The sequence below is a fragment of the Pedobacter sp. genome, assembly GCF_041662865.1.
GTDB lineage: Bacteria > Bacteroidota > Bacteroidia > Sphingobacteriales > Sphingobacteriaceae > Pedobacter.
Map to the genome: position 1 here is coordinate 1 of NZ_JBAZRL010000035.1, position 21301 is coordinate 21301.

Genomic DNA, 21301 nt, shown 5'->3' on the forward strand with positions numbered 1-21301 from the left:
TTAAACCTATATCTTCTAAAATTTGGTGAGTAGCCCCATCTTCTCCAAGTGTTAAACCTGCGTGTGATGCACAAATTTTTACATTTTTACCTGAATACGCAATTGATTGACGAATTTGATCGTAAACTCGACCAGTAGAAAAGTTGGCAAAGGTACCTGTAAAAGGAATTTTTCCATTAATGGTTAAACCTGCAGCAATACCCATCATATTTGCTTCTGCAATACCAACTTGCACAAATCTTTCTGGAAAATCTTTAATGAAAGCATCCATTTTCAAAGAGCCAACTAAATCAGCACAAAGGGCAACCACATTTTCATTGCGTTTACCTGCTTCATGTAATCCAGCTCCAAAACCTGAACGTGTATCTTTCTTTTCTGTATATGTATATTTTTTCACGATGTTTAATTTTTATTTAGATATGAGATTGAGTGTTTTGTAATTCTCAAATCTTAGTAATCTCCAGCTGTTTCTTTAAGTTGCCCTAATGCTACTTCTAATTGTGCATCACTTGGTGCTGAGCCATGCCATTTATGTGTTCCTACCATAAAATCAACACCATAACCCATTTGAGTACTCATTAAGTTTAAAATTGGTTTCCCTTTTCCAGTTAATGATTTTGCATAATGCAATGCTTTAGTAATTTCCGCCATATCATTTCCGTCTGAAGTAATTACATGCCAGCCAAAAGCCTCAAATTTTGCTTGAAGATTTTCTAATGAAAGTACTTTTTCAGTTGGACCATCAATTTGTTGCCCATTGTAATCTACACTTGCAATTAAATTATCAACCTTATGAAAAGGAGCAAACATTAATGCTTCCCAATTTTGACCTTCTTGTAACTCGCCATCGCCCATTAAAGCATAGACTAATCCTTTATCGCCATCAATTTTTTTGCCTAAAGCAGCACCAATAGCAACCGATAAACCTTGTCCTAATGATCCAGATGCAATACGAACCCCTGGTAATCCTTCATGCGTAGTTGGGTGACCTTGTAATCTCGAATCCAATTTTCTGAAAGTAGCTAATTCGCTCACTTTAAAATAACCAGATCTTGCTAACACACTATACCAAACCGGCGAAATGTGTCCGTTTGAAAGGAAAAATAAATCTTCCCCAACTCCAGCCATTGAAAATTTAGGGTTGTGGTTTAATACTTCAAAATATAAAGCCGTAAAGAAATCTGCGCAACCTAAGGATGCACCAGGGTGTCCTGATTGAACAGCATGAACCATTCTCAAGCAATCTCTTCTAACTTGTGAGGCAATATCTTCTAATTCACTAATTGTATGTTTCATCTATTTTTTTAAATTTTTAACTGTTAGATGGAGCCTTTGATGAATAAAACAATAATTTTATTCATGTCGGGTTCATTAAAATAAAGTGTTGTTGTTACCTTCCAAAGGTAATGTATTTATGAATAATGTTTAAGCGAAAATAAACTGTTTATATACTAAAATTCTATTTAAGTAAATCTAAAACTTGAGCGGTTGGACTTTTAGTATCTACTTTAGAAATGATATGAGCGATTTTTCCTTCTTCATCTATAATAAACGTTGTGCGGATAGTACCCATATATTTTTTGCCATACATATTCTTTTCGCCCCAAACGCCATAGGCTTCTACAATAGCTTTATCCGTATCGGCTAAAAGTGTGAAAGGTAAACTGTGTTTAGCAATGAATTTTTGATGTGATTTTTCATCATCTATGCTTACTCCTAAAACTTCTATTCCTTTAGCTTTTAAGCCTTGATAATTATCGCGAAAATCACACGCTTCTGTTGTACAACCTGGTGTATCATCCTTCGGATAAAAATATAAAACCACTTTTTGACCTTTAAACTGATCTAAAGAAACTGTATTTCCATTTTGATCTTTAGAAGTGAATGTTGGAGCTTTATCGCCCACCTTTATTGTGCTCATAATTATTTTATTTATCTATAAAAACCGATGGCATATCGTTTAATATTTTCTTTCATGTCTACAACAATTAACTCAAATGTATGCTTTCCTGTCAAAGTGCGCTCATCAAAGCTATGCCATAAGTTTGCAGTTTTAGTATCAAACTCCATTAAAACCCATTTGCCATCAATATAACCATTAAAACTCTTAATTCCAGAAAGTCCATCGCTAATTCTGAAACTCATTTTACTAAGTCCAGCCATGTTTTTTCCATTGGCGATATTTACTGGGATGATAGTAGGGGCAATCGTATCAACAGCAATAAAAAAACTGCCGAAATTTTTTGGTATGGCTTTCACATAACCATTTTCAAAATATCCACCTTGCGATGAACGATTGGTATTTACAATTAGGGCTTTGTTTTGATATTTGTTTAAATTACTATCAGCTTTTATCCAAAGTTCGAAACCAATATGTAATGGTGTTAAAGTATTTTGGACTTGATGAATTACAGAAAACGCATTGTGCTGAGGTTTTGGTAACTTTTTATAAGTAAAATTTAAGTCGTTGTATAATGTTCCTTTTGGTAAAATTACTTTAATATCATCGGCATTGTACTCATTTACTTTCGAATAACTAAACGGGATTCCAGCCGGTGGAGTTGGTGCATTAATCACGGCTTTTGCATCAGCTTTTACATTAAATAAAAGAGTGCTTTTGTTGCCCTTAGAATCCGTAACAATATAATTTACTTTGTGTAGTTTGTCATCATTAAAATTAATACGACCACTATTCACCAAATTACTGTAAATCCGTAGTGGATTGCCAGGATCTACAAAACTTTTCTGAATACTGCGTTTAAGTGTAATAAATGCTGGATAATCTATATGAGAGTTGATGGCTTTGCTATTTTCAAAGCTAAATTTTTCTAACGCTGAAGTGTAAATTATCTTCCCATCTACTTCCAGTTCTATAGAATACACCCCATTTGTACCCGAAAGGCCATTGTGTTTATCTGTAGTTATTATACCAAAACCAACTTCTCCGCTTAAATTAATGGTGTTTACCTTGTTTAAATTGTATTTTCCTTTGGCGCCAACAACTTGAAAGTATTGTTTAGGTGTAAATTCATTAAAAGGTTTGCCATTTAGGCGATATACATACATCGAATAAATAACTGGTGGAATATTATCTGGAATTTGAATACCTAATAATTGAGGATTGATTGTTAATTCAGTTTTGGTATCTCTTAGCTCAAAATGCAAGTGTGGTCCACCAGAACTTCCCGTATTACCAGAATAAGCAATAACTTCTCCTTTGCGCACAGGAATTAAATCTGCATTAGGAAACTCATCTATTTCGTAGGATTTATTTTTGTATTGAATGCTTTTTACCTGTTGTGCAATTTTAGGACTAAATCGCGATAAATGTCCATAAACTGAAGTAAAGCCATTAGGGTGGTTAATGTATAAAGCCAAACCAAACCCGCTATTTTGTACACGTAAGCGTGAAATATAACCATCTGCAGTTGCGTAAACAGGATAGCCAATTCTTTGATTGGTTCTAAAATCAGTTCCTGAATGAAAATGATTGGATCTTAATTCACCGAAAGAGCCCGCCAATGCTGGTGGCACAATGTCCAAAGGTTGTCTAAAATCCGTAAGCGGATAAATGGTATTGCTAAAAATTTGCTGTGCATCAGCCTTGATGGCTAAAAAAAGAAAGAGAATTAAAAGTGGAAGTTTTAGTGAGGTTGACTTTGTAGTTAGAAACATTCTTATTATTTAATACTAAAATTGAGTAATTGTTTGTCTTCTAACCAACACTCTCACCTTTTTTTAAAGTGATATACTGAGAAACGAACGAAATAATTTTCTCAAATGAAAACAAAAGATTAGCAGTATGCCCTTTCTGCCTAGTTTCTTTATTGATTTGTAATTCAAATTTTAAATCGTACATATCAGCATAATCTGCTTTTGGAAAAAAATTACTAATCGCAGCAGAATTATCAAAAGCTTTTGCTAATTCCCAAGGTAAACCCTTTTCTTTGTGCTCACTCTGAATATCCCTTGCTGTAAAATCTATTCCCAAACCTACTTCATCGTAATAATTAGCAGCGAATTTTTCAGAAATATGCTTTCCTTCTTTACAGATTTTTAAAACCACTTCTAACTCATAATGAATATCAGAGGAGAAATCTGGAATGTAAAAAGGTTTATTGTCTTTTAAAACAGCAGTATCTGGTTTTAAAAATATAATAGGTTTTGTTGGAACAGCGTTATTCAGTTCTTTAGCATGCGCAGCATAGTTGCGGCCAATTGCAATAATCTTCATAAAACAAAAATAGAAAAGATAAGGGTAATTTATAATACAGAAATCTTCTTGACAACTGGTTCCCCACTTGCCAATATCCTTAAAAAATAAATTCCTGGATTTAATTTATTGATTGTGTAGGTTTTTGTTTGTTCACCTGCTGGAACACGCTCGTTCGCTAAGGTAACCACATCATTGCCCAACAAGTCAGTTATTTTTATGGAAAGTAAAGTCTCCCGATCGAGCCTCAGACTGATGTTAATTTGATCTACAACAGGATTTGGATAAACTTTTAAAACAGTTAAGACTTTGCCGCGTTTTGTAAGTGTAGTGGTTGACAATGTACTGCTAGATGAACCATAACCAATAGTGTTTGGTTTATAAGGTTGGATGTTCGCTTTAATTTGAGGAACTCGGCTAACTACTTTTGCTTTAGGCTTAATAGAAATTTTTGAAGTATCAATTTTTTGTGCGAAAACAGACGAACCCACCAAAATTACCATGCAGATTGTGCATAGTAAACTCCATGAGAACGCTATTTTTGGCTTTGAAATCATCCTTTATGCTGGCAAAAATATAAATAATTAAACAAAGAAATCAAACATTTTAGGTATTAAACCAATATTTAACACTATTTAACAACAGTTGTTTTTCATTAAATTTTACTCGTTCCTGTCGCATATAACGAGGTAAATATTAATGACTTTAATATTATTTATTTAATTAATTTTGCAGTCAAATTTTATAAAAGTGTCAGATCATAAAAACGTTAATGCGCTCACAGCCGGTGGGGTTCTAGTAAGTTTAGGGATTGTTTTTGGTGACATTGGTACATCGCCTTTGTATACCTTAAAAGCTATATTTAAAACTGCAAAATTGATAGCTGAGGGTCCTAGCGGCTTAGCAGGAAATTATATTACTTCAGATTTAGTATTAGGAGCTTTGTCTTGTATCATATGGACATTAACCTTACAGACCACAATTAAATACGTAATTATTACTTTAAGAGCAGATAATAAAGGTGAGGGCGGTATTTTTTCACTTTATTCTCTAGTAAAAAAAGCCAAATGGCTAGTTATTCCTGCCATAATTGGAGGTGCGGCACTTTTAGCAGATGGGATGATTACTCCAAGTATTACCGTAACCTCAGCAATTGAAGGTTTACAACTTAAATTTCACTCTGTGAAAGTTGTGCCCATTGTAATTGCAATTATTGCGCTTTTATTTATTATACAGCAATTCGGAACAAATTTAGTAGGTAAGCTTTTTGGGCCAATCATGTTTTTGTGGTTCGCTGCTTTGGGCGTTGCCGGATTAGCTCAAGTTATTCATGACCCTTGGATTTTTAAAGCATTAAATCCTTACTGGGCATTCAAATTACTAGCATCTAATCCTGGTGCATTAGCCATATTGGGCGGTGTATTTTTATGTACTACAGGAGCAGAGGCCTTGTATTCCGACTTAGGACATTGTGGTAAGCAAAACATACGAGTAAGTTGGATTTTTGTAAAAACAATGCTGATACTTAATTATCTAGGTCAAGGAGCTTGGGTATTGAAAAATACGAGCTACGATCCTCATGTGCAAAACCCGTTCTTTGAATTGGTGCCAGCAGGTTTGGTCATTCCGATGGTTATCTTAGCTACAACAGCTGCAGTTATTGCTTCTCAAGCAATGATTTCTGGTTCATTTACCTTAATTTCTGAAGCTGTCCGTTTAAATCTTTGGCCTAAAGTACGAATCAATTACCCAAGTGTGCAGAAAGGGCAGTTATATGTACCATCTATCAATTGGTTGTTAATGGTAGGCTGTATAATTATTGTGCTTATTTTTAGGAAATCTGATAATATGGAGGGTGCTTATGGATTAGCAATTAACCTAACCTTCTTAATGACAACAGTTTTAGTGGCTGTTTACATGCTTAGAAAGAAATTCCCGAAATATTTGATCGTGATTTTTGTATCAGTGTATGTAGCTATAGAATTAGCATTCTTGGTAGGTAATATGGCTAAATTTGTTCACGGTGGGTGGGTTACTTTATTAATTAGCTGTGCGCTTTTAAGTGTAATGTGGACTTGGTATAATGCCCGAAAAATTAAAAATCGCTTTGTAAAATACGTTGAAATAGAAGATTATTATACCATTTTAACGGAGTTGAGTAATGATATATCTGTCCCTAAATTTTCATCACAATTAGTATACTTAACCAGCGCAAATTTTAAAACTGAGATTGAATCAAAGATTATTTATTCGATTATACAGAAAGAACCAAAACGTGCCGATGTGTATTGGTTGGTTCACGTTGATGTAATGGATGAACCGTATACTATGGATTATAAAGTGGAATTCTTAATTCCTGGCAAGCTAATCCGTATTGATTTTAAATTAGGTTTTAGAATTGAACAACGCGTAAATTTATTATACCGTAAAGTAGTTGAAGAGTTGGTGAAAAATGGCGAGGTAGATATCACAAGTCAATATACTTCATTAAATAAACATAAAATTGCTGGCGATTTCCGCTTTGTATTATTAGAAAAACATCTTTCTAAGTTTACGAACTTGAGTTTTTACGAGCGTAGCATCATGGATTACTACTTCGTTTTAAAACGCTTAAGTTTATCAGAAGTAAGCAGTTTTGGACTAGATTCTAGTTATGTAGATGTAGAAAAAGTTCCATTAATTTTTGTTACTCCTGATGATATCGAATTGAACAGATTAGCTGTTTAAAAATATAAAACCTCAGCCTAAAAGCTGGGGTTTTATAATAATAAAACAAGCTATCCAGCTAATTTATGTCCGAATGGAATTTTCTTGATGAAATGAATAAGTACACAAGAACAAAATAAACAAAGACCAGTAGTTATAAATATTCCAAATTTAGGTGTTAAAATACTGCCATTAATTCCTACTTTGTTTAAATAAAACAACACCAAAATATGTACGAAATAGATTCCAAAGCTATTTCGGTTAATAAAATTCCGAAACTTTAAAATATGTTTATTTTTTAGCGTAAACTGTTTAAAGAACAAGAATATTCCTATTGCAGCAATTACTACGTTTAAAGAAAAATAAGTATATAAATCTACTATAAATTTGCCTTTTTGACTTGATAAAAGGTACGTGCCAATTATAGTAATGAATACGCCAACAAAAAATATCGAAAAAGAAATCAGCTTAATTTGTTTAACATTTTCAAATTTTATTCTCGATAAATAGTGCCCTAAAACCAAATATCCGATAAAACCAGAAAAGTATTTTAGATTAAAGTCTGGTGTATAATTAGAAATAATTGGTTGTGTTGCTAAAATGGAGATTAACCAAAGTGCTAAGAAATATAAGATCTCTTTTTCGCTTGCTTTTCTTATCCATGTACTAATAATTGGAATAATAAGGTAAATTCCAATAATCATATATATGTACCAAAGATGATAAGCAGCTCCGTTTATTAACTTATCTACAATAAAGGTTAAATTGTAATTGTTAGGTTTTTCATAAATAGCATGACAGATGTAGATAGCCGTCCAAAAGGCGAAAGGAATTACAATTCTAACCAATCTATTTTTTAAATAAGCTTTAAGTGTATGAGCTCTCGGTAGTAAAAGTGCTCCTGTTAGCATTACAAATACCGGAACACAGAATCTTACTAATCCATCATACGTATTTGCCCACCACCAATTAGACATAGAAATTTTGCCAAATTTAGTTACAAATGGAGCTGCAACATGTAAAAATATAACGCTAATGGTTGCAAAAACCCTTAAATTATCTAGCCAGGAAGTATCTTCTTTTTGTTTAAAATCGCTCATCCACAGCAATAACAGATTAATAATTTAATTATTGCATTTGCTGTTTCCCTAATTTACTATTATGGAAGCCATAGGCGAAGTAAACAACTAAACCAACTACCAACCAAATTCCAAAGCCAATCCAGTTCGAAATACCTAACTCGCACATCATATATAAACAGCTAATTAAACCTAATACAGGAATTAATGATAGATTTTTAGTGATGCAATAGTAGGTAATGACTAAACAGATAATTAAGAAAATCCACATTGGGATTTTGTGTTTAAATAAGCCCCAGCCACTTTCATACTTTTTATCGAATGAAATAGATGATTTAGCCATAAACTCATCATACTGCGCAGGCGTTAAGCTATTCAAATAAGCTTCAGCATCTATTTGTTTTCCTTGTAATACTACCGGACTTGCACTTATTTCATTCTTAACAGTTGCAATCTCCGTATCAGATAAAGATTTAATAAAAGTAACTGGATCGTTAATTTTAGTTTTATTGGTAATAAAATCTGTGGTTTCTGTTTTAAACTTTACAAAACAAAGCACAATTACAGCAATTAAAGCAACTGGAACGATATATTTTGAATTTACATAAGGTATCTTGAATTTTCCTCTTTGTACACCAGGTCTATTTTGTAACACCAAAACACCCGCACAAACCAATACAAAAGCAAATAATGTACCTATAGAGCATAAATCTGTAACGATAGTTAAGTTCATAAATAGCGATGGAACTGCGACAACAAAACCCACCACAATTGTTGCAAATGAAGGTGTTTTATAAACAGGATGTATTTTAGAAAACTTTTTAGGTAATAAACCATCACGGCTCATGCTCATCCAAATACGAGGTTGTCCCATTTGGAAAACCAACAATACACTAGCCATGGCAAATACAGCACTTACCGCAATAATTCCACTCATTAGTTTTAAGTCTAATTGATCAAAAACAAATGCTAGTGGATCTCCAACAGCTAATGTGTCAGATTTTACCATTCCAGTTAAAACCAAAGCAATAGCAACATATAAAATGGTACAGATAATAATTGCCCACATCATTCCTCTAGGTAAATCGCGTTGTGGGTTTTTACATTCTTCTGCAGTAGTAGAAATAGCATCAAAACCTATATAGGCAAAGAAAACCGCAGAAACGCCTTTTAATATTCCAGAAACACCATTAGGTGCAAAAGGATTCCAATTTTTAGTATCTACATAAAAAACACCAACTGCTAATACCAGCAAAATAACAGCTAATTTAACTACCACCATTGCATTACTAGCATTTCTTGATTCTTTCATTCCGCGGTAAACCAACCAAGTAATAAAGATGATAATGCCCAACGCAGGTAAATCTGCCACTAGGTGGAAGCTGCCAATTTTAGGTGCGGATGTCCAAGCACTATTTGCAATACGTGTCGCATCATCTAAATTGGCAATGCTTTTACCCGCATTTACTAAGGCGTCCGCATGCGTATGTCCATTATAAGCGGTTAAATAATCCATTGTAGCCCAAGCTGGGATATTTATGCCGTCTATACCTAAGGCAGGTATATGAATGGAGGAGAGCAGTCCTGTAAAGTAATCGGACCAAGAAATGGCTACGGTGATATTTCCAATACCATATTCCATAATTAACGACCAACCAATAATCCATGCGACTAACTCGCCAAAAGCTACATAAGAATAGGTATAAGCACTACCAGAAACTGGAACCATTGAGGCAAATTCCGCATAAGCAAAGGCTGCAAAACTACAGGCTACCGCAGTAAAAATGAATAAGAAAATAACTGCCGGACCGCCATCTGCACTTGCTTTACCAATAGTGCTGAAAATACCAGCGCCAATAATAGCGGCAATACCAAAAGCTGTTAAATCTCTTACGCCTAAGGTTTTATGTAGTGAATCTCCGTGATCTCCATATCCTTTTGCTGCATCTTCTAAGATTTTGCTAATGGATTTCTTTCTAAATAGTTTTTCGAACATGTTTGGCTTTTTAATAACTACGCTTTATCCTAAAAGGATTAAAGAGCAATTCTGTTTAGTTTTCTCAAACTTAAAAAATTAAGTTTAAAACTACAGTTCCTAAAATCGTTTTGTTACTTTTTAAATTGATAAAGTCGGTTATGCAATAAATAACTGGCAGACTGATAATAAGAAATTGCTTCTTTCTCTAAGGCAGGAGCTGATTTTATTGGAATGGTCGTAAAAGTTGTAGAATCTACATTGAATGCTTCTACTTTTTGCTGCGGAGATAAAATAATTAATTGATTTCCTTTATAATAGCCTAAATTTTGGTAGGTGCTTATAAATGCTCTACGCTGATTTGCTGGTGTATTAAAAATATCAAATCCGAAAAACTTAGAAGTATAACTTACATTTAACATTCCAAGTAAAGTTGGTGGAATATCAATTTGAGAAGTTAATCCACTAAACGTACTTGGTTTTATAATGGATGGCGCATACACAATCATCGGAATGCGATAATTTTTGATGGGCAACTCAGTTTTTCCTGCGCTCGATGCACAATGATCGGCTACAATTACAAATATGGTGTTATTGAACCAAGGTTTATTTCTGCAATCATTTATGAATTTTCCAATGGCATAATCGGTGTATTTTACTGCTCCAGAGCGCCCAGTATGTGAAGGTATATCAATTCTCCCCTCTGGATATGTATACGGACGGTGATTGGAAGTCGTCATTATCTGACTGAAGAATGGTTTTTTCAATTTGTAGTTTGCATCAAAAGTTTTAACGGCTAACGTGAATAGGTCTTCATCGGCTACACCCCAAATGTTTTCGTAGTGGATATCTTTTTCATTTGTAATGGCAGAACGGTCAATTACATCATACCCATTATTACTAAAAAAGTAATTCATATTATCGAAATAACCATAACCACCGTATAAATATTGTGTGGTATATCCTTTGCTTTTCAATACATTTCCTAGTGAAAATCTACCTTCGTTATTAGGTCTTTTTACTTCAGACTGACCAGGAGTAGGAGGAAGACTTAGCGACAAAGCTTCCAATCCACGAACGGTTCTGGTGCCAGTAGCGAAAAGATTTGAAAAGAATAATCCTTGATTTGCTAAACTATCTAAATTAGGTGTGATATGTTCCGTGTTTCCAAATCTAGACAGGAAATCGCCACTTAAACTTTCTACACTAATCATAATTAGGTTGTAGTTCTTCTGATCTCCAGGATATGTTATTGTTCTGGTAATTGAGGTTAATGAATCGCTTTGAAACTGACTAGTACTGCTAATAAAATCTTTTTTAACTGTACTGAAAATAGCGCTCACAGAATCAGTTTTATAAAATTTATCATAATCTAATTGATTGTTGATAAAGGCAGCCCCAAAATCATATATGCCGTTTCCAGAGAGTTCTGAGGCATATTGATTTTTACTAAATTGTTTTGCGCCATTGCTGCCAAATAGAAATACCAAAACAGGTAAAAGCAAGAGAATAAGCGCTATTAAAGTTCTGTATTTGAATGATATTCTGTTGGTTACTTCTGCTTTAATGTATTTTTTTGTGAATACTAAAACTAAAATGCTCAGCACAACAATGCCGATTAATAGCTTTACAATAGGGTACGATTGCCAGATATTGCCAATTACCTCTGTTGTATAAATGAGATAATCTACCGCGATGAAATTATAGCGAGTTGAAAATTCATCCCAAAAAAACCATTCAGAAACCGCATTAAAAACAAGTATGGTAAATGCTAAAAGACATAAACCGTACAGTATAAACCGATGCCATTTTTTAAAATAGATTTTATTTGGTACTAGCCATAAGTACAATACAAAAGGAATGAGAAAAAAAGTACTCATCAACGTATCATTTAATAAACCAATTAAAAAGATACCTATAATTTGAAGCGGATTAGGATCTAATTGGCTAAACGATTTGATGAAAAGAACAAGTCGCGTTAAAAATGAAACAGAAATAATAAATAGATATACGATTGCCAATAATTTAAAACGAGTGGCAAATAATTTTTTAAGCATGAGGTAAACTCCAATTTGGTTGTACGAATTTGCGAAATTAGATTTTAATTCTGAAGAAATTCTGAATACAGCAAAATCAGCTATGTTTCTTTAATATTAAATCTTCTTAGAGTTAAAGCTGCTGTAAATATATATGAATTCACACCCATCTTCTTCGGAGCTTCTTCGGAGTTTCTTCGGAGTTCGTTCGGAGTTACATCGCTTATATCCGAACAAAATCCGAATAAACTCCGAATGAAAGGTGAACTAAATAAGTACTACTGTTAGCGTTCTATTAAAAATAGGTGTCAATAATTAACTATTAGTTAAATCAAACTTCATAAAAAAAGCCAAGCTATTCGCTTGGCTCTCAAAAATAGGATTGGATGACTATACCAATTTATTCAATTCTTCTTTTACAAATGTGGCTAGTTCTTTTACGTAATCAGCACTGAAATCAAATTTAATTCCTGCAGTTTCGTAAATTTCATTCATAGGTTTGGTGTAACCTAAACTTAAAGCTGCTAAATATTGCTTTAATGCTTTCTCTGGATTTTCCTTGTAATTTTTCCAAACGGCAATGGCACCTAATTGAGCAATGGCATATTCGATATAATAAAAAGGCACTTCGAACAAGTGTAATTGTTTTTGCCACAAATTACCAAATTGCTGTTCAAAACCTGTCCAATCTGCAAAGCCTGCACCAAAACGAGTATAGATTTGTTTAAAGGCAGTTTCTCTATCAGCCGCATTATGATCAGGATTTGTGTAAATCCAATGTTGAAATTGATCAATTACTGCAACCCATGGCAAGGTTTTTAACACATCAGCCAATTGCTCTTTTTTAGCACGATTTAATTCTTCTTCGTTATCGAAATAAACGTCCCAATTATCCATAGAAATTAATTCCATGCTCATTGATGCTAATTCAGCAACTTCTGATGGGCAATGTTTAAAATCATTTAATTCTAAATTGGCTGTTAAAAAAGTATGTATGGCATGCCCACCTTCATGAACCATTGTGGTTAAATCACGTAAAGAATTTGCCGAATTCATAAAAATGAACGGAGCACCAGTCTCTGCTAAAGGATAATTGTAACCGCCTGGAGCTTTACCCATTCTGCTTTCCACATCAAAAAGTCCATTCACTTTCATAATGGTCAATTTTTCTCCTAACGATGGGTTTATTGCTGTAAAACAAGAAATGCTTTTATCAATTAATTCTTGTCCATTATTAAATGGTTTTAACATTGGTTTTCCGGTAGTGCTTACTTCCATATCCCAAGGTTTCAAGGTATCTAAACCTAAAGCTGCTTGTCTTTTGTCGGCTTGCTCTTTTAAAACTGGAACAACTTCTTTTTCAATTGCCTCTGCAAAATCGTAACAATCTTTTGGCGTATAATCGAAACGACCTAAAGCTTGAAACATGTAGTCGCGGTAGTTTTCAAAACCTGCGTTTAAAGCAACTTTATGACGCATTGCAACTAGTTCATCAAACAAAATGTTCAATTCGTCCTTAGCTGCTAAACGACGCTGTTGAATGGTTTCCCAAGCATTTTGTCTAACGCTTCTATTCGTGTCCTTTAAAAAGTTAGCTGCTTGTTCTAATGTATATTCCTGATCGTTTATAGTAACGCTCATGGCACCAGTAATGCCTTGGTATTTTTGTTGAGTTACTTGTAATTGCGTAAAAAGCTCAATGTTCTCTTCGCGATATAATTCTAAAGCTTTTTTAACTGCTCGGATATAGACATAATATTTCTCTTGGTCTAATTGCTCTATAAATGGACTTTCGCTAAATTTCTTATTTAATTCATTAGCTATTGGAGAAATTTTAGGTTCAATTTCTGTCGCGAAATACTGAAAATCTTTCACTAAATTTTCATTAGCCGTATCGCAAGTCATCTTAATATAGCGCCAAGCAAAATCTTCCTCAAGCGCAGCTTCTAATTCGCTTTTATCTTTTAACCATTTTTCCAGTTCTTCCACGCTGTGGATTTCTCTTTTTAGTAATTCATCTAAAATTGGAGATAAACTGTCCCATTCCATTTTTAAGTTTTGAGGAATGTAGGTTCTTGTTTTCTTAGGTATGATTAAGTTATTCATAATAGTATTGTAATTGATCCCGATAGCTATCAGGAGTTGAAACGTTGTAAAGTTAGTTGCTATTATCCTGCAAATCCTAAAATCCTTTAAATCCTGACCTTAAAAAAGCATCAATTAAAAAGCAAAGTGCAAAAATGACAGATGCAAACCCATTCGTAGTTGCAAAAGCACGATCCACTTTACTGATATCTGTTGGTTTTACTAGCAAATGCTGATAGGTTAGCATGGCACAGAAAAATAAAATCCCGATATAATAGACCCAACTAAATTCAGCAAAAAACAAAGGTAATATCACGCATAATGCGGAAAAAATGTGTAATACGACCGATAAACGTAAAGCATTTTTTATGCCAAGGGCAGCAGGAATAGAGTGCAAATTTTCTTTGCGATCAAAACTTTCATCTTGCAATGCATAAATGATATCGAAACCGCTTACCCAAAATAAAACAGCAAAGGAATAAAACAAAGGAACGATATTAAATGCACCGGTAACCGCAATGTAGGCTCCAATTGGAGCTAAAGCAAGTCCTAAACCTAAAACTAAATGACATAATGCTGTAAAACGTTTGGTGTAACTATAAAAAAGTACTACAAATAACGCCACAGGCGATAAATACAAACACAATGGGTTAATAAAAGCTGTTGCAATGACAAACAAAACACAGTTTACGATTACAAAAGTGAGTGCTTCGCTTGCAGAAACTTTACCAGCAGGAATATCTCGCATGACTGTGCGTGGATTTTTCGCATCAATATTACGATCTAAATAGCGATTAAATGCCATTGCCGCATTACGGGCAAATACCATACACAGAATTACCAAGGCTAATAAATACCAATTAAATGGATTTTCTGTAGTAGTAACACCCAAAAAGAAACCAATTAAGGCAAAAGGCATTGCAAATATGGAGTGTGCAAATAATACGAGTGAAAAGTATTTTTTCATTTTCTAACATTTATCGTCATTGCGAGGTACGAAGCAATCTTACAACTAAGGTTTATATCGCATTAAGTTGCTTCGTGCCTCGCAATGACGGAGCAATTTTTACTTCCAGTATAAAACTGATTCAACTTTGACAAAGTTAATAACAGAATGCAAATAACTTTGTCAAAGTTTCGCAGTCAATTATTATTCGTTCTTGTTGCCGCTATAAAACTGTGGGTCGATAATTGGTTTTACGAAATCTTCATTTACTTCGCCAATAAAGCCTAAAACTTTATCTCTGCCTTGTCCTTTTTCTGCAGAGGTTACAAAAAATGGGGGTACTTCTTCAAACCAGCCCAATAATGCTTTATTAAATTTCGCAACGTTTTGGTCGGTTTTTGGCCCCGACTGTTTATCTGCCTTTGTATACACCAAAGCAAATGGTATTTGGCATTCTCCTAACCAAGAACAAAACTCTAAATCAATTTTTTGAGGCTCTAAACGACTATCTATCAATACGAAAACACATTGTAAACTTTCTCTTTTAGTTAAATAGTTTCTAATGAATTTCTCCCATTTTTCTCTGCTGCTTTTGCTCACCTTCGCATAACCATAACCAGGTAAATCTACAATGTACCATTTTTCGTTAATCAAAAAATGATTGATTAATTGTGTTTTTCCAGGTCTTTGTGATGTTTTTGCTAAACCTTGCACATTTACCAACATATTGATAAGTGATGATTTACCAACGTTAGAACGCCCAATAAAAGCATATTCGGGCATATCTGGTAGTGGTAAAGCAGAAACTTTGGTATTACTAACAACAAAAGTGGCAGATTTTATAATCATAGCACAAAGGTAAGTATTTCCATATTGTTTCTGTTGTAATGTTTAAATGTTGTAATGTTCTGGTCGTCTAGCTTTTCAACATTGCAACATTTCAACTTTACAACCCAAATCACTTTAAAATAGTGCAACATTAAAGTATCTTTGACGCATAATTATGAATAAAGAAGTAACTCCATACTCAGGCACAGCAACTAAAAAAGAACAAGTAGCTACAATGTTCAATAACATTTCGGGTACTTACGATTTTCTAAATCACTTTTTATCATTAGGTATAGATATCATTTGGCGTCGCAAGGCGATAAGAGAATTGTCTTCCATACAACCCAGAATAATTTTAGATGTCGCAACAGGAACTGGAGATTTTGCTTTTGAATCAATTAGTATTTTGCATCCTGACAAGATAATTGGGGTCGATATTTCTGAAGGAATGTTAGAGGTCGCTAAAAAGAAAATCAAAGAACGTAATCTTGGTCATATTTTTTCCGTACAGTTAGGAGATTCTGAAGGGTTACATTTTGAGGATAATACTTTCGATGCGATAACGGTAGCATTTGGTGTACGGAATTACGAAAACCTAGAGAAAGGTTTATCCGATATGCTTAGAGTTTTAAAACCAGAAGGAAAAATTGTAATTCTAGAATTCTCAAAACCCAAAGTTTTTCCAGTAAAACAAGGATATAATTTCTATTTTAAATACATTACGCCATTCTTTGGCAAATTGTTTTCTAAGGATGACAGAGCATATACTTATTTACCAGAATCGGTAGCTGCTTTTCCAGATGGACAATCATTTACGGCCTTAATGGAAAAAGTTGGTTATAAAAATACCAAACATCGGCCTTTAACGTTTGGTATAAGTGCTATTTATACCGGTATTAAATGAGAAAAAAACTAACGCTCTTACTACTAGTCTTTTTAACAGTAACTAACTTTGCTAAGGCTCAAAATTGGGGCGGAGGAATTGATGATGAGGATTTTAACTTCGGATTTAGTTTTCAATATATCTCATCAGAATACAAAATTCTTAAAAAAGTAGATTGGAGAAACCCGTATTTCGATACGGGCTTAGGTAATTATGTTACCGATACATTATCGGCTATTTCTTCTCCAACATCTGTTGGATTTGGAATTGGCTTTGTGGTAAATAGTAGAATTAACAATAATTTAGATGTTCGCTTTACACCAACTTTGGTTTTTAACGATAGATTAATTAATTACTACTATGTTGAACCCGGCACATATAATACTGGAAATCCATTAATTCAAAAAAAGGTGCAGGCAACAATGATTGATCTTCCCCTTGGTTTAAAAATTAAATCAGATCGGATGATGAATTTCAGAGCCTATTTGTTGGGCGGATTAAAATATTCAATTGATTTGGCATCTGGTAAAAAAAATAATGATGCTTCGGCTGCGCCGATAGATAAATTAATAAAGAACAACAAGAACTTTTTGTCATATGAAGCAGGTTTAGGTTTCGATATTTATTTCGAATGGTTTAAAATGTCGCCAGAGTTAAAAATGTCCTATTCGTTTAAAGATATTTTAAAACACGATAATACTCCCTATGCTAATCCAATAGATAAAGCTAAACTCAGACATTTTACTTTCAGCTTATTTTTTGAGTAAGTTCACCATTCAAAAATTTATACCTTTGTTAGCATCAAATAAATTAACAGATGGCTAAAATTGCATTAATTACCGGTGCAAGCTCAGGTATTGGCGAGGCTTGCGCACACCTTTTCGCTCAACAAGGTTATCACCTTATTCTACTCGGAAGAAGAGAAAATTTGCTAGAAAAAATAGCACATCATTTGGCGGACAAATACGCCATAGAAGTGAAAAAAATTCAGGCTGATGTTAGAGATAAAGAAAACATCAACTATGTGTTAGAAGCACTACCTGCGGCATGGAAAAATGTTGATGTATTAATAAATAATGCAGGTTTAAGTCAAGGGCTAGACCCAATTGACAAAGGCAATACCGACGATTGGGATACCATGATTGATACAAACATAAAAGGGTTATTATATGTTTCTAAAGTGGTAAGCAATTGGATGGTTACTCAAAAGAAAGGACACATTATTAATATCGGATCGATTGCTGGTAAAGAAGTATATGCAAATGGAAATGTGTATTGTGCAACAAAACATGCGGTGGAAGCCTTAAATCAAGGTATGCGCATTGATCTTTTACCTCACGGGATAAAAGTTACAGCAATTCATCCAGGCATGGTAGAAACTGAATTTTCTATTGTGCGTTTTAAAGGCGATGAAAGTAGGGCCAAAAAAGTATACGATGGTTTTGAACCCTTAATAGCACAAGATATTGCAGAAGCCATTTGGTTTGCCGTAAGCCGTCCACCACATGTAAATATTAACGATATGTTAATTATGCCAACTGCACAAGCAACAGCTACAACTGTAAAAAGAGATTAAAATTAGTTGGTTAGTTGTTTCGTTGTTAGTTTTTAGGAAATATGAGACAACCCCTAGCCAAACAACAAACAAACGAAAAACCAAAAAACCAAAAACAAATGATATCAACAACAATAGATCAAGAAATAAAACAAGCCATGTTGGCCAAAGATCAAGCAAAGCTTAGAGGTTTAAGAGCAATTAAAGCAGCTTTGTTATTGGCAAAAACAGAAAAGGGACATGCAGAAGAAATTTCTGAAGATGCAGAGATGAAAATTTTGCAAAAACTCGTAAAGCAACGTAAGGAATCTGCTACTATTTATAAAGAACAAGGACGTGAAGATTTATACACAGTTGAGCAAGAAGAAATTGATGTAATTAGTCAGTTTTTGCCACAACAATTAGCACAAGCAGATATTGAGAAAATAATTGCAAGAATTATTTCAGAATCTGGTGCTACGTCTATTAAAGAAATGGGTAAAGTAATGGGCTTGGCCAATAAAGAATTAGCAGGCAAAGCCGATGGAAAATTAATTGGAGAAATTGTAAAAACACAATTGGGATAATCATTTTCCTATTTGAGTTTGATCTTTTTTCTTAAAAATATCAGATTAATTGCCATAATTTAATTTTACTCTATTAACTTAGTAGCACATACCAAACATCATAACACGATATATGAAATACGAAGTAATTGAAGAAGACGGGTTTAAGTACATTCAGGCAGGCGAAGGAGAAACCTTGGTATTACTTCATGGACTCATGGGCGAGTTGAGTAATTGGGAACCAGCGATAGATCATTTTAAAAAAAACTATCGTGTTTTAGTGCCAATTTTACCAATTTACGATTTGCCAATTCTTACACTTGGTGTAAAAAGTCTTTCTAAATACGTACATCGCTTTCTTAAATTTAAAAAATTAAGTCAGGTTGTATTAATAGGAAATTCATTAGGTGGTCACGTAGGTTTGGTTTTTACAGCTGCTCATCAAGAATTTGTAAAAGCTTTGGTATTAACTGGAAGCTCTGGTTTATATGAAAATGCTTTTGGAGGATCATTTCCAAGAAGAGAAAGCTATGATTATATTAAAGAGAAGGTAGAATTTACTTTTTATGATCCTGCTACAGCAACTAAAGAGTTGGTGGATGAAGTATTTAAATCTGTAAATGACCGCTCTAGAGTAATTCGTATTTTGGCATTGGCTAAATCAGCTATACGCCACAACATGAGTAAGGAATTATCGAGAATAACTATCCCTGTATCATTAATTTGGGGTAAACAAGATAAAATAACTCCACCAGAAGTAGCAATTGAGTTCCATGAACTTTTACCTAATTCAGAATTAAACTGGGTTGATAAATGTGGACATGCACCAATGATGGAAAGACCAACAGAATTTAATGAGTATTTAGATACATTTTTAAATAGGATTTTATTAAAATAATGTTTGCAGCAGAACTCATATCAACTATAATACCTCCACTAAAAACTTCCGATAGCGTTCGGAAAGCTTTAGAAAGGATGAGTGAGTTTAAATTGTACCATTTGCCAATTGTTAATGAAACTCAATTTTTAGGACTAGTATCCGAAGATGAACTTATAGAAATTAGAGATCAAGATACACCAATAGGCAGTTTGTCTTTAACCATCATAAATCCATTTGTTTTTGAAGATTCACATATTTATGATGTAATACGATTGTTTAATCAATTGCAATTGTCATTAGTGCCAGTGTTAGATCATCAAAAAAATTATTTGGGTGTGGTTTCTATCAATAATTTGCTAGAATATACAGCCAATACCTATGCTGTAAAAGAACCAGGTGGAATTATTGTTTTATCTATAAGCAATAGAAATAATTCATTGGCTCACATGGCCCAAATTGTAGAGGCTGATAATGCTCAGATTTTATCATCGTATGTAAGCTCTTTTCCCGATTCTACACGATTAGAAATTACCTTAAAAATAAATAAAACAGAACTTTCGGGTATCATTTCATCTTTTGAAAGATATAATTATGAAGTTAAAGCTGTTTTTAACAATACGCAAAACGATGATGGTTCGGCAGATAGATTCAATTCTTTCATGAACTATTTAAACGTATAAAGCCTAAATGAAAATAGCAATTTACGGTAGAGATTTTAACGATAGTGTTTTACCTTTTGTGCAAGAAGTATTTGATGCTTTAGCGAGCTATCAAGTCGAGATTTCAGTTTACTTAAAGTTTAATAATTTTATAAGAAACAAAGTAAACCTTCCCTCAAACATTCGTACTTTTTCTAATCACAAAGAGCTCTTAAACGAAGCAGATGTATTGTTAAGCTTAGGCGGTGATGGTACATTGTTGGATACATTGTCTTTAGTTCGAGATTCTCAAATTCCAGTAATTGGGATAAACTTTGGACGTTTAGGTTTTTTAGCGAGCATTAATAAAAATGCAATTAAAACCGCAATTGAAGCGCTTGTAAAAGGAGAGTATTCTTTAGATAAACGAAGTATATTAAATCTGGAATCTCAAAATAACTTATTTGGAGAAGAAAATTTTGCATTAAATGACATGACCATTCACAGAAGAGATAATTCTGCAATGATGATTATTCATGCTTTTATGAATGGAGAATTTATTAACTCTTACTGGGCGGATGGTTTAATTATAGCAACCCCAACTGGTTCTACCGCTTATTCTTTAAGCTGCGGTGGACCAATTATATTGCCAAACGCACAAAATTTTGTAATTACACCAGTTGCACCGCATAATTTAAATGTTAGGCCAGTCATAATTCCTGATGACGTTCAATTAACTTTCGAAATTGAAGCAAGAAGCACAAAATTTCTGCTTTCGTGTGATTCGAGAACAGAAACTGTAGATAGATCAGTTAAAATTACCATCAATAAAGCCAAATTTAACATCAATCTTATCCGCCTTAACAATGAAAGTTACCTTACAACGTTAAGGAATAAATTACTTTGGGGTATTGATACCCGTAATTATTAAA

General features: G+C 33.6%; 19 protein-coding genes and 1 pseudogene. 8 read left to right on the forward strand and 12 right to left on the reverse strand.

Going from position 1 to position 21301, the window contains the following annotated elements; genetic code table 11:
• The 6 genes and pseudogenes from WC622_RS11765 to WC622_RS11790 form a co-directional block, all read right to left on the reverse strand.
• Positions 1–397: pseudogene (locus tag WC622_RS11765) on the reverse strand (transketolase family protein); the annotation flags it as partial.
• 53 nt (positions 398–450) lie between these two features.
• A complete protein-coding gene (locus tag WC622_RS11770) occupies positions 451–1296 on the reverse strand; it encodes a transketolase (RefSeq protein WP_372819891.1) in 846 nt (281 codons plus the stop codon).
• Between the two features lie 163 nt (positions 1297–1459).
• The gene (gene bcp, locus WC622_RS11775) at positions 1460–1921 is read right to left on the reverse strand and encodes a thioredoxin-dependent thiol peroxidase (protein WP_372819892.1); all 462 of its coding nucleotides are present in this window, start codon (positions 1919–1921) and stop codon (positions 1460–1462) included.
• An 11-nt stretch (positions 1922–1932) separates the two neighbouring features.
• Positions 1933–3675 carry a M23 family metallopeptidase gene (locus WC622_RS11780; RefSeq protein WP_372819893.1) on the reverse strand — a complete coding sequence of 581 codons (1743 nt, stop codon included), beginning with the start codon at positions 3673–3675 and terminating at the stop codon, positions 1933–1935.
• 40 nt (positions 3676–3715) lie between these two features.
• Positions 3716–4234 carry a fumarylacetoacetate hydrolase family protein gene (locus WC622_RS11785; protein WP_372819894.1) on the reverse strand — a complete coding sequence of 173 codons (519 nt, stop codon included), beginning with the start codon at positions 4232–4234 and terminating at the stop codon, positions 3716–3718.
• Between the two features lie 29 nt (positions 4235–4263).
• A complete protein-coding gene (locus WC622_RS11790; protein ID WP_372819895.1) occupies positions 4264–4716 on the reverse strand; it encodes a T9SS type A sorting domain-containing protein in 453 nt (150 codons plus the stop codon).
• 247 nt (positions 4717–4963) lie between these two features.
• Here WC622_RS11790 and WC622_RS11795 point away from each other — a divergent pair, with 247 nt between their 5' ends.
• Positions 4964–6940 (forward strand): KUP/HAK/KT family potassium transporter, encoded by a 1977-nt coding sequence (locus WC622_RS11795; RefSeq protein ID WP_372819896.1) that lies wholly within the window; start codon positions 4964–4966, stop codon positions 6938–6940.
• A gap of 50 nt (positions 6941–6990) precedes the next feature.
• Here WC622_RS11795 and WC622_RS11800 read toward each other — a convergent pair whose 3' ends face one another.
• The 6 genes from WC622_RS11800 to yihA form a co-directional block, all read right to left on the reverse strand.
• The gene (locus WC622_RS11800; RefSeq protein ID WP_372819897.1) at positions 6991–8019 is read right to left on the reverse strand and encodes an acyltransferase; all 1029 of its coding nucleotides are present in this window, start codon (positions 8017–8019) and stop codon (positions 6991–6993) included.
• Positions 8020–8047: 28 nt separating this feature from the next.
• Positions 8048–9994: an amino acid permease gene (locus tag WC622_RS11805; protein WP_372819898.1), complete on the reverse strand. Its 1947-nt coding sequence runs from the start codon at positions 9992–9994 to the stop codon at positions 8048–8050.
• Positions 9995–10107: 113 nt separating this feature from the next.
• Positions 10108–12030, reverse strand: coding sequence for an LTA synthase family protein (locus tag WC622_RS11810; RefSeq protein ID WP_372819899.1), 1923 nt, complete (start codon positions 12028–12030; stop codon positions 10108–10110).
• 369 nt (positions 12031–12399) lie between these two features.
• On the reverse strand, positions 12400–14115 hold the full coding sequence (locus WC622_RS11815; RefSeq protein WP_372819900.1) for a M3 family oligoendopeptidase: 1716 nt from the start codon (positions 14113–14115) through the stop codon (positions 12400–12402).
• A gap of 76 nt (positions 14116–14191) precedes the next feature.
• The gene (locus WC622_RS11820; protein WP_372819901.1) at positions 14192–15061 is read right to left on the reverse strand and encodes a UbiA-like polyprenyltransferase; all 870 of its coding nucleotides are present in this window, start codon (positions 15059–15061) and stop codon (positions 14192–14194) included.
• 183 nt (positions 15062–15244) lie between these two features.
• Positions 15245–15889, reverse strand: a complete 645-nt coding sequence (gene yihA / locus WC622_RS11825) for a ribosome biogenesis GTP-binding protein YihA/YsxC (protein WP_372819902.1) — start codon at positions 15887–15889, stop codon at positions 15245–15247.
• Positions 15890–16043: 154 nt separating this feature from the next.
• Between yihA and ubiE the strand changes: the two genes are divergently transcribed.
• The 7 genes from ubiE (at position 16044) to WC622_RS11860 (ending at position 21300) form a co-directional block, all read left to right on the forward strand.
• Positions 16044–16772: a bifunctional demethylmenaquinone methyltransferase/2-methoxy-6-polyprenyl-1,4-benzoquinol methylase UbiE gene (gene ubiE / locus WC622_RS11830; RefSeq protein WP_372819903.1), complete on the forward strand. Its 729-nt coding sequence runs from the start codon at positions 16044–16046 to the stop codon at positions 16770–16772.
• Complete coding sequence (locus WC622_RS11835) at positions 16769–17518, forward strand: outer membrane beta-barrel protein (protein ID WP_372819904.1); 750 nt, start codon at positions 16769–16771, stop codon at positions 17516–17518. Before ubiE ends, WC622_RS11835 begins: the two co-directional genes overlap by 4 nt.
• A 50-nt stretch (positions 17519–17568) precedes the next feature.
• Positions 17569–18327, forward strand: a complete 759-nt coding sequence (locus WC622_RS11840; protein ID WP_372819905.1) for an SDR family NAD(P)-dependent oxidoreductase — start codon at positions 17569–17571, stop codon at positions 18325–18327.
• Positions 18328–18425: 98 nt separating this feature from the next.
• Positions 18426–18872 (forward strand): GatB/YqeY domain-containing protein, encoded by a 447-nt coding sequence (locus WC622_RS11845; protein WP_372819906.1) that lies wholly within the window; start codon positions 18426–18428, stop codon positions 18870–18872.
• A 112-nt stretch (positions 18873–18984) separates the two neighbouring features.
• Complete coding sequence (locus WC622_RS11850; protein WP_372819907.1) at positions 18985–19749, forward strand: alpha/beta fold hydrolase; 765 nt, start codon at positions 18985–18987, stop codon at positions 19747–19749.
• On the forward strand, positions 19749–20411 hold the full coding sequence (locus WC622_RS11855) for a CBS domain-containing protein (protein ID WP_372819908.1): 663 nt from the start codon (positions 19749–19751) through the stop codon (positions 20409–20411). Before WC622_RS11850 ends, WC622_RS11855 begins: the two co-directional genes overlap by 1 nt.
• 7 nt (positions 20412–20418) lie before the next feature.
• Complete coding sequence (locus WC622_RS11860) at positions 20419–21300, forward strand: NAD kinase (protein WP_372819909.1); 882 nt, start codon at positions 20419–20421, stop codon at positions 21298–21300.
• Position 21301 lies beyond the last annotated feature (1 nt).